The sequence below is a fragment of the Trinickia sp. Z7 genome, from assembly GCF_056498045.1.
This window is the reverse complement of the sequence record NZ_JAUEQW010000017.1, coordinates 55,170-68,004: the sequence shown is the minus strand read 5'-3', so window position 1 is coordinate 68,004 and position 12,835 is coordinate 55,170. Positions and strand designations below refer to the sequence as shown.

The following is a 12,835-nucleotide window of genomic DNA, read 5'->3' as shown; positions in this document are numbered from 1 at the left end:
CGCACGCATCGGCGCAGATATAGTCCAACGCCCGCATGCGTTGGGGAAACCCGATTTCGACCGAGGCCTGCCGGCCCCTTTGCGCGGAGCCCGGCCGCACTTTCGGCCATTTTTTCTTCGTAATACGAAATTCGACGTAGTTTGTACCGAGATCACCGCAATTCGATGAGGGATCGTGCGACTTGGAGGCAAGCTATGGCACAATCCGTGTTCCTCTTGCACCCGTTGCATGGCTGCGCGCCGGGAATACGCGGCGCACACGGGGGCAACGTTCGTGCTTCTCGCTGGCTGCAGCAGGCTGCGGGCGTCGCTCCACCTAATTTCACCGCGCCGGGCACGAGCCACGCTCTACCCCAGCGCTTCTCGCGCCGCGCGTCGAAGCGGGCGCATCGGGTCGTCGTCCCCGGCAGCGGCCAGGTCGTCGACGCCCCACTCAATTCGTCCGCGTCGCGACAGATCGTCGTAGCGCGAGCTATCAAGCCACGAGAAAGAGCCGTCATGGGCAAATCGCCCCGACCGGCCTGTCCGTAAAGGAGCAGCTATCAGATGAAATCGGCGTTTTCCTTTCTTCCGCACTGGCCGTTCGTGCCCGAAGCCGTCTTCTGGGCCGGCCTTGCGTTGCTCGTCGCCGGCCTCTTGGGCGAGCTTTGCTACCGCGCCTGGCGTCTGCCGCGCGTCACCGGCTATGCGGTGATCGGTCTGATCGCCGGATCGGCCGGTTTCCAGGCGATCGACGCGGGCACAGGCAGCACCTCGCGGCTGCTGCTCGACGTCGCCCTCGGGTTGCTGCTGTTCGAATTGGGCGGGCGGCTCGATCTGCGATGGATTCGGCGCAACCCATGGCTCGTCGCTTCGAGTCTCGCCGAGGCGACACTCACGTTCGTGCTCGTCCTGATAGCGTTGTCGCTGGCTCACGTGAGCGCGGCGGTGTCGACCGTGATCGCGGCGATCGCGATGTCGACTTCGCCTGCGATGGTGATTCAGCTCAAAACCGAGTTGCGCGCGGAAGGCCAGGTCACCCAGCGTCTGCTCACGCTCACGGCGCTCAACAGCATGTACGCCGTCGTGATAGAAAAAATCGCCTCGGGGTGGCTGCATCAAGAGGTTTATGGGAACGTCTTCGCGACGATCGTCCAACCGCTGTACTTGCTCGTCGGGTCGCTCGTGCTGGCTTATGTGCTCGCGCGCGCCTGCATGCTCTTTTATCGTTCGATGCAAGTTCAGGACGAGCATTCGTTCGTGGCGCTCTTCGGTCTCGTGTTGCTCGCGATCGCGATCGCGCATTTGTTCAACCTTTCGACCATCCTGAGCCTGCTCGCGGCGGGCATCATCGTCAAAAACCTCGAGGCCAAGCCGCAATTGTGGCCCGAGCATTTCGGCACGGCCGGTTGGCTGCTCACCGTGATCTTGTTCGTGCTCACCATGACGGCCTTCGAATGGCGCGACATCGCGCTCGGCGGCGTGGCGGCGCTGGGGCTCATCGTGGCTCGCTTCGTCGCCAAGCTCGTCGGCGTGCTCGCGTTCGCCAAACCGAGCGGCATCGGTTTGAAGCAGGGGGTGGCGCTCGGCATATCGTTGTCGCCGATGTCGGCGCTCGCCTACTTGTTGGTCGACGACACCTATGCGCTCTATCCCAACTTCGATCCGACGCTGCGCGCGGTCGTGATGTGTTCGATCGTCGTATTGCAGATCGTCGGGCCGTTGCTCGTCTACCGCGCTCTGGCGCTCGCCGGCGAGCGGCGCACCTAACAACGGATATCGGATTCGGAAAGACACCATGGCACTTGAACCGTTCATCAATTCCAAACCCTTCACGTTCGGCGTCGAACTCGAGATCCAAGTCGTCAACACGCACGACTACGATCTGACCAAAGCCGCTTCCGACTTGATGCGGCTCGTCAAAGACCAAAAAGTCCCCGGCAATATCACGCCCGAGATCACCGAAAGCATGATCGAGCTGTCGACGGGGATCTGCAATTCGCACGAGGAAGCGCTCTCGCAACTGCGCACTTTGCGCGACACGCTCGTGGCGGCGGCCGATCATCTGAACGTGGGCCTCGCCGGAGGGGGCACGCACGCATTCCAACAGTGGAGCGAGCGCCAAATTTTCGACGCGCCGCGCTTTCAGTATCTGTCCGAGCTCTATGGCTATCTGGCCAAGCAGTTCACGGTGTTCGGCCAGCACGTGCATATCGGCTGCCCCGATCCCGACAGCGCGCTGTTCCTATTGCACGCCATGTCGCGATTCATTCCGCATTTCATTGCGCTTTCGGCTTCCTCGCCTTACGTGCAAGGCGTCGACACGGGGTTCCACTCGGCGCGGCTCAATTCGGTGTTCGCATTCCCGTTATCGGGGCGCGCGCCGTTCGTGCTGACCTGGTCCGGCTTCGAGGAATATTTTTCGAAGATGGTCGCCACCGGCGTGGTCAACAGCATGAAAGATTTCTACTGGGATATTCGCCCCAAGCCGGGCTACGGCACCATCGAGGTGCGGGTCATGGACACCCCCTTGTCGGTGGACCGCGCCGCGGCCATTGCTTGCTACATCCAGACGCTCGCGCGGCATTTGCTCGTCGACCGGCCGTTCCAGCCGAAAGAGGACGATTATCTCGTCTACACGTTCAATCGGTTCGAAGCTTGCCGTTTCGGACTCGCGGGCACCTGTATCAACCCGCAAACCGGCGAGCGCCGCACCATATTCGAGGACATCCTGGAGACGCTGCGCGTGATCGAGCCGCATGGCGCTGCGCTGCAATCCTCGATGGCATTGCGCGAAATCGCCAACATCGCGCAGGGGCAAGTCAACGATGCGACTTGGCTGCGCGAGATCGTCGCAAAAGAAAAATCGTTGCACGAAGCGGTTCGCCAACAATGCTTGCGGTGGCGGGGGGTTTAGGGTTTTTACGTTTACAACGTATACATTCGTAGTAATAGTTAACAACGGCAGGCCCAATCTGTGGAAAACCGGGAAATAGGCCGACGTATCAAGAGTCTAGAGCAACGATAACCGCGTGGCTCGCGCGTGCGGAACTCGCATGAGCTTTGGGTAACTCGGAAGGCGTTCGAATGACATCCGACGTTATCCAGAAATGACGCACATTCGTCACGCGCGGTTATACACGACTTATCCACAGATACGCCTGGATAACTTAGCTGTACTATTCTCTTTCGTCGCTTAAAATGGCGCGTCTGTCGCGTCGAAGGTCATATCGCTTGGCGCTCGATCGGCGCTCGAACCAGCGGCGGGGCGTTCGCTCGTCGCAATGCCGGCCCAGCGCCGGCGGGCGGTGTACGCTTGAAATAGTAGAATCGGCACGCTCTACAGAAGGCGGGTCATCCCACGGGGCTGCCGGGGCGCAAGGCAAGGCGCGAGCAGGCAACCACATCAGCAGCGGCATGCTGTCAATTGCGAAATAGCGAACAAAGACTATGGGCGAAGGTGTACACGGAGAGCAAGCGACCGGGCGCGTGACCCACAGCTTGCTGCGCTTGGGCACGGCAATGCGCAGCCAAGCGTGGGAATGGGCTGAAAGCGCTGGGCTCACGCCGACGCAAGGCGAGATCCTCGTGTTGCTCATGCAGCGGAAAAATCCGCTGCGCTTGGGCGAGATCGCTCGAGAGACGGCGCTCACCGCTGCCACGACGAGCGACGCCGTCAGCACGCTCGAAGCGAAAGGGCTCATCGAAAAGCGTCGCGCGACGGAGGACGGCCGCGCTTTGGCCGTCAAACTCACCGCGCGCGGCCGCACGGCCGCCAAGCGAGCGCAGCAATGGCCCGAGTTCCTCATGGGCGCGATCAGCACGCTGCGCGACGACGAACAAGCCGTCTTCTATCGCACGATGATCAAGATGATTCGTCAGTTGCAGGTGCAAGGCACCATGCCCGAACATCGCATGTGCGTCACCTGCAAGCATTTCGAAGCGAGCAAGAACCCGAAGAAGGCCGCGCATCGCTGCAACGCTCTCGAGATTGCAATCAGCGACGTCGATCTGCGGCTCGATTGCGCAGTGCATGAGCAAGCCGATTCGCTGACGCAGAAGAAGACCTGGAAGATCTTCGCGCAAAGCGCGACATAGCCCACTTCACCTACATTGCGGTCCCAGCGGCGGTTGGGCTGCGCTTGGTTTGTCGTCGGCCGTATTTGCGAGGCGTCGATGCGCTGGCTACGCCGCATCGCGCCTCATACGGCGCCAAGCGCTGCGCTCGAGCCGCGCGGGGCCTTCTTTTTGCCGTGAGGATTCGATGAATCGCGAAGTGCTCGCCGTCCGCCATGTCCATTTCGAGGATCTCGGTAGCCTGGAGCAAGTGCTCGGCGAACGCGCCTGGTTCGTGCGCTATCTCGACGTCGGCCTCGCTCGCGTCGAGGCGCCCAACCCCGAGGCCCCGGCCCTCACCGTCGTTCTGGGTGGCCCCATCAGCGCCTTCGACGATGCCTCCTATCCGACGCTCAAGCCACTGCTCGCATTGCTCGAAAAAAGGATTGCCGCCGGTCTACCGACGCTGGGCATTTGTCTCGGCGCACAACTGATTGCCCGTGTCCTGGGCGCGCGCGTTCATGCGTTGGGGCGCAAGGAAATCGGCTGGTCCGATCTCACGTTGACCGAGGCGGGGCGCAATTCGCCGATGCGCCATTTCGACGGCGCGCACACCTCGATGCTGCACTGGCATGGCGATACTTTCGATTTGCCGGTCGATGCGGTGCGGCTCGCTTCGACGAAGGTTTGCGAGAATCAGGCGTTCTCTTGGGGGGCGAACGTACTTGGCTTGCAGTGTCATCCTGAAATTCGAGGCGACCGCTTCGAGCGCTGGTTGATCGGACATGCGAACGAGATCGAGTCGACGCCCGGAATCGACGCCAAGCAGTTGCGGGCCGACACCGAGCGCCTGGGCCCAGCGTTGGAGCGAGCGGCGCGTGCGGCGTTCGGCGAATGGCTCGACGCGCTCGCACCGGCGCGGAGTTAAGATTGCGAAATTTTCGAACGCAATGCCGCACCGGCGGCACACAGGCTTTTCTGAGGATTGATCGATGAGTTCACGCAAGTTGGTCGTGCGCCAGTCCGGCGTGCATGGCAAAGGCGTCTTTGCTGCCGTGCCGCTGAAGGCGGGTGAGCGTCTGCTGGAATACAAGGGTGAGCGCATCTCGTGGAAGGAAGCATTGCGGCGGCACCCGCACAATCCGGCCGAGCCCAATCACACGTTCTATTTCGCGCTCGAGGACGGGCGCGTCATCGATGGCAAAGTCGGCGGCAACAGCGCGCGCTGGATCAACCACTCGTGCGCGCCCAATTGCGAAGCCGAAGAAGTGGACGGCCGCGTTTTCATTCACGCGGTGCGCGATATCCCGGCCGAGGAGGAATTGTTCTACGATTACGGCCTCGTCATCGATGCGCGCCAGACCAAGAAGCTCAAGAAGGAATATGCGTGCCACTGCGGCGCGCGCAAATGCCGGGGAACGATGCTCGCACCCAAGGACGGCCCCAAGAAAAAGAAGGGCGGCCGCGCTAGCTGAGCGGCGCATGGGCGCCGGCGCTTGCCGTTTGGCCGGCGTCCGCGCTTGCCGCCAGCGGGACGCGCAATACGAATCGCGCTCCGCCACCCACGGCGTCCTCGTAGCGCACGCCGCCGCCGTGCAAGCTCATGATGTCGTGGACGATGGCAAGGCCAAGGCCCGCGCCCGCATCCACACTGGTATCGGCCGCATCATGCCGGTCGCCGCGAAAAAAGCGCTTGAACAAATCGGCTTGCAACGCCACCGGCACGCCCGAGCCATTGTCTTCCACGGCGATTTCCGCATACCGGACGCCCTGGTCGTCGCTCGCTTCGGTCACGCTCACGGTCACGTTGGCGCCCGTAACGCGTGCCGACGGTAGGTACTTGAGCGCGTTGTCCAGCAGATTGGCGATGACTTCGCGCAGCAACACCGCATTGCCGCGCACGAGCAGCGGTTTGTCGTTGGAAGGATCGTCCAAGCGCTGAAAGCCTAGATCGACATGCGCGGCCAACGCGCGCGGCACCCATTCCGCGCCCGTTTCGAACGCGAGCACCGCGATATCGAGTTCGGTGAAACGCGCTGTTTGCGCACCCGGCTCGGCGCGCGCGAGCGACAGCAATTGGTTCGAAAGGCGCACCGCGCGATCGGCAGCCGCGCGCACTTCGCGCACGGCGACGAGCGTCTGGCTCGGATCGCGTGCGCCGGCCGCTTGCTCCGCGTGCAGCTTGACCGCGGTCAGCGGCGTGCGCAATTGATGTGCGGCATCGGCAATGAACTTTCGTTGCGCTTCCAGGGCGCTCTTCAATCTCACGAGCAGCGCATTCATCGCGCTCGTCAACGGCTGGATTTCGACCGGGACGTAGGTTTCGTCGACAGGCTCGAGCGACATGTGCGTCTGCTTGTTCAACGAATCGGCGAGCACGGTCAATGGATTGAGCTGTTGATTGACCACTCGCCAGACGATGCCCCACCCGGCGAGCAGCAAAAGCAGCAGCGGCATCATGATGGCGACGAGAAACTCGGCCGCGATGCGATAGCGATGCCGCAGAGGCTGGGCCACTTCGACGATGATCGGGTTGCCGACGTTCTGCATTACGCGCACCTGCGCCACGCGCACGTGTTTGCCCGCGTACTGCGCTTCGAATACAAAGGCCGCGCGCTGCTCGCTCACGCGCGTGCCGAACAGCGGCAGCGCCGGCTCGCCGGCAATCTCATGCTCGCCGTCGCTGATCCGGTAGACGAGATCGTCGCTGGGGTCGGAGAACATCGCCTGCGCGAGCGGCGGGACGGTGGAGCGGGCGTTGGGTCCGGCCAGTTGAACTTGCTTCGAGATAGCCGTCGCCAGTTCGGCCAGCGAGCGGTCGATGACATGCTGCGTGTATTGCCAGGCGAGCCAGTAGGCGATGAGGCCGCTCATCAATGCCAGCATGGACAGCGGCGCGGCAAGCCGTCGCAAAAGCGAACGGCGCAGGCTGGTCGCAGCGGCGGGCGGCATGTCGATCGATCGTAGGGTATTGGGCGAGGAACTCGCGCCCCGCGCCTGGGGCGCGGGCAGCGAGGCAGCACGCGGCCGCTGTTGACGGGCGCCGGTCGCGCGCGAGCGCGCTCGTTACGACGCGGGACGGATTTCTTGCAGCAGATAACCGAATCCGCGCACGGTCACGATCTCGACGCGGCAATTTTCCAATTTTTTGCGCACGCGGTGTACGTAGACTTCAATGGCCGTATCGCCGAGGTCGCCGCCGAAGTGCGTCAGATGATCCTGCAATTGCGCTTTGCTGACGACCCGGCCGTGGCGCAGCAACAGCATTTCGAGCACGGCGAATTCGCGCGGGGAAAGTTCGAGCGGTTTGTCGTCGTTGAAGATGCGGCGATCGACTCCCGACAGGCGCACCCCGCCCAGCGAGACTTCGGGCCGCGGCGTCTCGCTGTGCGGCCCGCTGCGCCGCATGACGGCGCGGATCCGGGCCTCGAGCTCGGCGGGCTCGAACGGCTTGAGCATGTAGTCGTCGGCGCCGGCGTTCAAGCCCTGCACGCGATCGTTGAGCTCGTCGCGCGCGGTCAGCACGATCACGGGCGTGTGGCGGTTCGCTTGCCTAAAGCGCGAGAGCAGCGTCATGCCGTCGACCCCGGGCAAGCCCAGATCGAGGATCACGAGTTCGTGCCGGTTTTGCGTGAGCGCCTGTTCAGCGAAGATGCCGTCGTGAACCATATCGACGGTGAACCCGGCTTGTTCGAGGCTGCTTTGGATACCGCGCGCGATTGGGCGGTCGTCTTCGATCAGGAGGAGTCGCATGGAATTCGCTCAAGTACAATGAGTTACGCATTTCTAGCACGCCGACCGGCGATGCCTTCTTGGCCACACAGCGAGCTTGCCGCTGCAAGAAAAAAGCTCAGCCAGGCGCCCCGGGCCAACATCACGAACCATGTCCGAAATCACGATCAACGAACTAGAAGCCGCGATCAACTTTTGGCGCACCCGCTCGCCTGCGAGCGGCGACGAGCTCAGCTTGTGCAAGGAGGCTAGCGCGCTCTCCAAGCCGTATGCGCTGATGATTGTACAGCGTCGGGCCAGCCTGCCGGCAGACGGGTTGGACCCGGCCGCTCGCGATGCCTGGGAGGCGTACCGGCGCGCCGTCCAAGGGTGATGCCCCGCACGCACGCCGCGACGGGCGTCAGCCGCTTTGGATGGCGCGCGCGGCGCCATCGATGAAGCGGGCCAATTCGACGTCGCGCTCGGTTACGCCGTTCGCTTCGTGCGTGCTCAGCGTGATGTCGACGGTTTGATAGACGTTGAACCATTCCGGATGATGGTTCATCTCCTGCGCCTTGAGCGCGACGCGCGTCATGAAACCGAATGCCTCGTTGAAATCGGCAAACTTGAATTGCCGGTGGATCGCGTCGCGGCCGGCGACGGCCTGCCAGCCTGTCAGAGCGGCTAGCGCCGTCGAGCGTTCCTCGGAAGTCAATTTATGGATCATTGCGTCACCTCCTTGCATGCATGAGCGCTGGGCTTACCCGCAACGCCGAGCTGCGCTGCATCGCGTGGCCGATGCGGATCGGGCCATTCTTTCACAATCGCGCCAATGACGCTCAAGACGGCCCGATGAGGGCATGTACGCGTAACCGCATTAAAAATGCATATGCACGGCGGTGGTGCGATAATCGCGCGTAAATACGTGCAACGACGCGAGAAAAAATCATGATCGAGCTCGATCACTTCGATTTGGCCTTATTGGAAGTCCTGCAGCGCTTCGGCCGAGCCACCCATCAGCAGCTCGGCGAGCGCGTCCCGCTTTCTCCGTCGCAAATCGGCCGCCGCGTGCAGCGGCTCGAAGCGCTCGGCGTGATCGACGGTTATCGCGTCGTGTTGCGTCCCGAAAAGCTCGGCCTCGGCGTCACGGCGTTCACCAGCTTGCGGCTCAAGCACCATGGCGATTCGATCGTCGAACAGTTCCAACAGCAAATCGACACGTTGCCCGAAGTGTTGGAATGTCACGCGGTCGTGGGCGACGCCGACTATCTTCTGCGCATCGTCGCGCCCGATCTGGGCGCGTTCTCGTCCTTCGTCATGAAGAAGCTGATGCGCGTGCCGGGGGTGGACAGCGTGCGCTCGAATATCGTGTTGACGACATTCAAGCGCAACGGTGCGCTGCCGCTGGCGCATCTGTCGCCGGGCGCGGCGACCGCTTGAGCCGATCGCCGGTGGGCTCGTTCAGCCCTCGGCCCTCGGTTCTAGGCCCTTGCCGTCAGGCGGCTCGGGCGCCCAATTCGTTGAGCAGGTCGACATAGGCGAGCGCCACGAGGTCGGCCTGCGGCACGCCCAGTTTTGCGAACACCGCATGCGCTTCGGCGGCGCCGCCCGCCTCGTCGTCTTCCGGCTGGAGCACGACTTCGAGTTCGACGAAATCGCCCAGCCCGTCGACGCGATCCAAGTGAATGCGCGTGCGCCCGACGAGGTAGACGTGGCGCTCCTTCGTGACGATGCCGCGCGTCGTGAGCGCGGTAGCCAGCAAGGCATGCATCGCCTCGGGATTCGTGACCGGGCTGCGCGTGTAATACGACGCTTTCGGCCCATCCTTGTCGTCGCGTTGATAGAAGATCAGCTCGGAGGGCGTGCCGTCGTCGAACTGGCGCAACTTCAGACGGCCTCGCGGCACGTCGTAAAAGAAATCTTGCTGGCGAAAGATGAGCGGGGCGTCGCTGGCGAGCGAGGCGGCGCGCTCGCGCAGTTCGTCGAATGCGCGGGCGCGCGCTTTGAGTTCGATGTTGCGTGCCATGTCGGGCTCCTGTGCAAACGTAGGGTGGGACGGGCGGGCGCCGACCGATCGGATCGATCGACGAACGGATCGATGCGGCCAAGGCGGAGGGCGCACCGGCAATCGCGTGAGGACAACGAGAAGCGCGAAACGAAAACGAGAAATGTGAAGCGAAGAAGGAGACGCGCACCGGTTGGGGGGGGGGCGGGGCACGAAGCGCTAATCTATCAAAAAGCGCCGGGATGCGTCGCGCAAATCGCGCCGCTCGCGCTCACACGGCCCACTGCGCTTCGACGAGCTTGAACGCCGCGGCGATCGCGGGTTCCTCCATGCGCGCCGCCAATGCCACGAAGGTAAGCTCGGTGGACACCGTCACGTCTTCGACGATCGTCAGCGCGTGCGTGTGCGCTTCGGCGATCGCGATCGCATCGCGGGCGAGCGATAGGCCCACGCCCGATTTCACGAGGTCGAGCATCGACGTTTCCTGATCGACTTCGGCCACCTTCACCGGCTCGACGCCCGCCTGCGCAAACACGCGCGTGAGCAGCCTGTTATGGGCCGAAGCCGGGGGCGTCCAGATCCACGGTAGCGCGGCAAGCGCGCGCCAATCGGACGAGCGGCCCACGCGCTCCTTCCATCCTGCCGGTGCAAGCACGCGGTATTGGAAGCGCGTGAGCATCGCCGCGTGAAAGAGGCCTTCGGTCGCGCCCTCGCCCGCGGGGCGGCCGATGTAATACCCCACGTCGAGTTCGCGCGCGCGCACTTGCTCGAGCACCCACCCCGACATGCCATGTCGCAGCGCCGTTTCGAGCTGAGGATACGTTTCCACGAGCTGCTTGAGAAAGCCGCCCAACCGCAGGAACTGCGGATCGAGGATCGTGCCGATGCGCAAGCGGCCGCGCACTTCCTGGCGCAGCGCCGAGGCCGCCCGCTCGACGTCGCCCGCGGCAGCCAGCGCCCGCTCGGCATGGGGCAGCAGCGCTTGGCCGTCGCGCGTCAGCGTCAAGCCGTGCGAGGTGCGCGAGAACAGCGTCACACCGAGCACTTCCTGCAAGTTCTTCAACTGCAGGCTGACCGCCGGCTGCGTGAGGTGAAGCTGCGCCGCGGCACGCGTCAGATTGCCGGTACGCGCCACCGTGACGAAAGCACGAAGCAGAGTGAGGTCCATGAGCGTGATATTAGCGCGCCTTATATCGCAGTTCACGAGAACTCATTGGATTTGCCCGCGCGTTGGCGGGTACGCTCTGTTTCGAATTCAAGCTCGCCGAGGCCGCCATGAAAGACGAAACGATGTTCGAAGGCCAGTTCGACTATGTGATCGTGGGTGCCGGGACGGCCGGGTGCGTGCTCGCGAATCGTCTGAGCGAAGATGCCGAGGTGAGCGTGCTGTTGATCGAGGCGGGCGGCAAGGACGACTACGCGTGGATCCACGTGCCGGTGGGTTATTTGTATTGCATCGGCAACCCGCGTACCGATTGGCTATATCGCACGGCCGAGGAGCGAGGGCTGAATGGCCGCGCGCTGGCCTATCCGCGCGGCAGAGTGCTCGGCGGCAGTTCGTCGATCAACGGCATGATCTACATGCGCGGCCAGCGCGAAGACTACGACGAGTGGGCTCGCGTGACGGGGGACCCGGCATGGTCCTGGGACGAAGTGTTGCCGGTGTTCAAGCGCAGCGAAGACCACCACGGCGGGGCCAATGCCTGGCATGGCGCGGGCGGCCCGTGGCGCGTCGAGAAGCAGCGTCTGAAATGGAAGGTGCTCGAAGCATTCAGAGAGGCCGCGCAGCAGGCCGGTATCCCCGCGACAGACGATTTCAATTGCGGCGACAACAGCGGGGTGGGCTATTTCGAAGTCAACCAGAAACGCGGCATTCGCTGGAATGCGTCGAAGGCGTTCCTCAGGCCGGCGCTGCAGCGACCGAACCTGACCGTGGTGACCGGCGCGCACGTGCGGCGGCTGACGTTCGATGGCAAGCGCTGCACGGGCGTGGCCTACCGGGGCGGCGCGACGGGTACGCGCGAGTTCTTCGCGCAGGCCCGCATCGAAGTCGTATTGGCGGCAGGCGCCGTCAATTCGCCGCAACTGCTCGAGCTCTCCGGTATCGGCAACGGTGCGCGTCTGCAGCGGCTCGGCATCGAACTCGTGCATGACCTGCGTGGCGTCGGCGAAAACTTGCAAGATCACTTGCAATTGCGGATGGCGTATCGAGTGCGCGGCGTGCGCACGCTCAACACGATGACGGCGCATTGGTGGGGCAAGATGCTGATCGCGATGCAGTACGCGTTGTGGCGCAGCGGGCCGATGTCGATGTCGCCTTCGCAATTGGGCGCGTTCGCCAAGTCGGACGAGTACGATGCATCGATCACGCGGCCCGACATCGAGTATCACGTGCAGCCGCTCTCGCTCGATCGCTTCGGCGAGCCCTTGCATCGCTTCAACGCCTTCACGGCATCGGCTTGTCATTTGCGGCCGACTTCGCGCGGCAGCATTCACATTGAATCACCCGACCCGTTTGCCCCACCGGCGATCGCGCCCAATTACTTGTCGACCGACTACGATCGCCACGTGGCCGCCAACGCGCTGCGGCTCACGCGCCGGGTCGTGCAAGCGCCCGCGCTCGCGCGCTATTTTCCGGAAGAGATATTGCCGGGGCCGCACTATCAAACCGAGGAAGAGTTGGCACGCGCGGCCGGCGACATCGGCACGACGATTTTTCATCCGGTGGGAACATGCCGCATGGGTACGAGCAACGATCCGGGCGCCGTGGTCGATACGCGTTTGCGCGTGCTGGGCGTGGCGGGGTTGCGGGTGGTCGACGCGTCCGTGATGCCGACGATCACGTCCGGCAATACGAATTCGCCCACGCTCATGATTGCCGAGCGCGCGAGCGACATGATCCGCGCCGATCGTCGCGAGAAGGCGCGATCGGCACGCGACGGCGCGGCCACCCCGACCGTGACGATGGTGTGACAAGCTCGCGTCGCGGTGCGGCACAAACGGCGCACACATTCAGCAACGCTTACGCTGCGGTTTTACTTGACGACACAATTAAGCACTAGTGCAAATCCCAATGATTGCGCT

At 63.4% G+C, this 12,835-nt stretch carries 13 protein-coding genes; 8 read left to right on the top strand and 5 right to left on the bottom strand.

Annotation, left to right across the window (positions count from 1 at the left end):
* Window positions 1–546 precede the first annotated feature (546 nt).
* From QQS38_RS22545 to QQS38_RS22525, 5 genes are all read left to right on the top strand, one after another.
* The gene (locus tag QQS38_RS22545; protein WP_479647570.1) at window positions 547–1,749 is read left to right on the top strand and encodes a cation:proton antiporter; all 1,203 of its coding nucleotides are present in this window, start codon (window positions 547–549) and stop codon (window positions 1,747–1,749) included.
* A gap of 28 nt (window positions 1,750–1,777) precedes the next feature.
* Entirely contained in the window at window positions 1,778–2,896 is a 1,119-nt protein-coding gene (locus QQS38_RS22540; protein ID WP_479647569.1) for a YbdK family carboxylate-amine ligase, read from the top strand.
* 533 nt (window positions 2,897–3,429) lie between these two features.
* The gene (locus QQS38_RS22535) at window positions 3,430–4,077 is read left to right on the top strand and encodes a MarR family winged helix-turn-helix transcriptional regulator (RefSeq protein ID WP_479647568.1); all 648 of its coding nucleotides are present in this window, start codon (window positions 3,430–3,432) and stop codon (window positions 4,075–4,077) included.
* A gap of 166 nt (window positions 4,078–4,243) precedes the next feature.
* The gene (locus QQS38_RS22530; protein ID WP_479647567.1) at window positions 4,244–4,963 is read left to right on the top strand and encodes a glutamine amidotransferase; all 720 of its coding nucleotides are present in this window, start codon (window positions 4,244–4,246) and stop codon (window positions 4,961–4,963) included.
* A 64-nt stretch (window positions 4,964–5,027) separates the two neighbouring features.
* A complete protein-coding gene (locus QQS38_RS22525) occupies window positions 5,028–5,510 on the top strand; it encodes an SET domain-containing protein (protein WP_479647566.1) in 483 nt (160 codons plus the stop codon).
* Here QQS38_RS22525 and QQS38_RS22520 read toward each other — a convergent pair.
* Window positions 5,503–6,987, bottom strand: a complete 1,485-nt coding sequence (locus tag QQS38_RS22520; RefSeq protein WP_479647565.1) for a sensor histidine kinase — start codon at window positions 6,985–6,987, stop codon at window positions 5,503–5,505. The genes QQS38_RS22525 and QQS38_RS22520 overlap by 8 nt on opposite strands.
* Window positions 6,988–7,101: 114 nt before the next feature.
* Window positions 7,102–7,788 carry a response regulator transcription factor gene (locus tag QQS38_RS22515; protein WP_479647564.1) on the bottom strand — a complete coding sequence of 229 codons (687 nt, stop codon included), beginning with the start codon at window positions 7,786–7,788 and terminating at the stop codon, window positions 7,102–7,104.
* 130 nt (window positions 7,789–7,918) lie between these two features.
* On the opposite strand from QQS38_RS22515, the gene QQS38_RS22510 reads away from it, so the two are divergent.
* Window positions 7,919–8,140, top strand: coding sequence for a DUF3717 domain-containing protein (locus tag QQS38_RS22510; RefSeq protein ID WP_479647563.1), 222 nt, complete (start codon window positions 7,919–7,921; stop codon window positions 8,138–8,140).
* A 27-nt stretch (window positions 8,141–8,167) separates the two neighbouring features.
* Here the strand turns inward: QQS38_RS22510 and QQS38_RS22505 are convergent, their stop codons facing one another.
* Entirely contained in the window at window positions 8,168–8,491 is a 324-nt protein-coding gene (locus tag QQS38_RS22505; protein WP_479647562.1) for a 4a-hydroxytetrahydrobiopterin dehydratase, read from the bottom strand.
* A gap of 203 nt (window positions 8,492–8,694) precedes the next feature.
* Here QQS38_RS22505 and QQS38_RS22500 point away from each other — a divergent pair, with 203 nt between their 5' ends.
* Window positions 8,695–9,186, top strand: a complete 492-nt coding sequence (locus tag QQS38_RS22500) for an Lrp/AsnC family transcriptional regulator (RefSeq protein ID WP_479647561.1) — start codon at window positions 8,695–8,697, stop codon at window positions 9,184–9,186.
* 55 nt (window positions 9,187–9,241) lie between these two features.
* On the opposite strand, the gene QQS38_RS22495 is transcribed toward QQS38_RS22500, so the two are convergent.
* Complete coding sequence (locus tag QQS38_RS22495; protein ID WP_479647560.1) at window positions 9,242–9,772, bottom strand: class IV adenylate cyclase; 531 nt, start codon at window positions 9,770–9,772, stop codon at window positions 9,242–9,244.
* A gap of 250 nt (window positions 9,773–10,022) precedes the next feature.
* Window positions 10,023–10,919, bottom strand: coding sequence for a LysR family transcriptional regulator (locus QQS38_RS22490; protein ID WP_479647559.1), 897 nt, complete (start codon window positions 10,917–10,919; stop codon window positions 10,023–10,025).
* A gap of 107 nt (window positions 10,920–11,026) precedes the next feature.
* Here QQS38_RS22490 and QQS38_RS22485 point away from each other — a divergent pair, with 107 nt between their 5' ends.
* Window positions 11,027–12,724, top strand: coding sequence for a GMC family oxidoreductase (locus QQS38_RS22485; RefSeq protein WP_479647558.1), 1,698 nt, complete (start codon window positions 11,027–11,029; stop codon window positions 12,722–12,724).
* The last annotated feature ends 111 nt before the right edge of the window (window positions 12,725–12,835 follow it).

Coding starts and splice junctions, on each gene's coding strand:
- QQS38_RS22545 (WP_479647570.1), top strand. CDS start 547: ATGAAATCGGCGTTTTCCTTTCTTCCGCACTGGCCGTTCGTGCCCGAA.
- QQS38_RS22540 (WP_479647569.1), top strand. CDS start 1,778: ATGGCACTTGAACCGTTCATCAATTCCAAACCCTTCACGTTCGGCGTC.
- QQS38_RS22535 (WP_479647568.1), top strand. CDS start 3,430: ATGGGCGAAGGTGTACACGGAGAGCAAGCGACCGGGCGCGTGACCCAC.
- QQS38_RS22530 (WP_479647567.1), top strand. CDS start 4,244: ATGAATCGCGAAGTGCTCGCCGTCCGCCATGTCCATTTCGAGGATCTC.
- QQS38_RS22525 (WP_479647566.1), top strand. CDS start 5,028: ATGAGTTCACGCAAGTTGGTCGTGCGCCAGTCCGGCGTGCATGGCAAA.
- QQS38_RS22520 (WP_479647565.1), bottom strand. CDS start 6,987: ATGCCGCCCGCCGCTGCGACCAGCCTGCGCCGTTCGCTTTTGCGACGG.
- QQS38_RS22515 (WP_479647564.1), bottom strand. CDS start 7,788: ATGCGACTCCTCCTGATCGAAGACGACCGCCCAATCGCGCGCGGTATC.
- QQS38_RS22510 (WP_479647563.1), top strand. CDS start 7,919: ATGTCCGAAATCACGATCAACGAACTAGAAGCCGCGATCAACTTTTGG.
- QQS38_RS22505 (WP_479647562.1), bottom strand. CDS start 8,491: ATGCAAGGAGGTGACGCAATGATCCATAAATTGACTTCCGAGGAACGC.
- QQS38_RS22500 (WP_479647561.1), top strand. CDS start 8,695: ATGATCGAGCTCGATCACTTCGATTTGGCCTTATTGGAAGTCCTGCAG.
- QQS38_RS22495 (WP_479647560.1), bottom strand. CDS start 9,772: ATGGCACGCAACATCGAACTCAAAGCGCGCGCCCGCGCATTCGACGAA.
- QQS38_RS22490 (WP_479647559.1), bottom strand. CDS start 10,919: ATGGACCTCACTCTGCTTCGTGCTTTCGTCACGGTGGCGCGTACCGGC.
- QQS38_RS22485 (WP_479647558.1), top strand. CDS start 11,027: ATGAAAGACGAAACGATGTTCGAAGGCCAGTTCGACTATGTGATCGTG.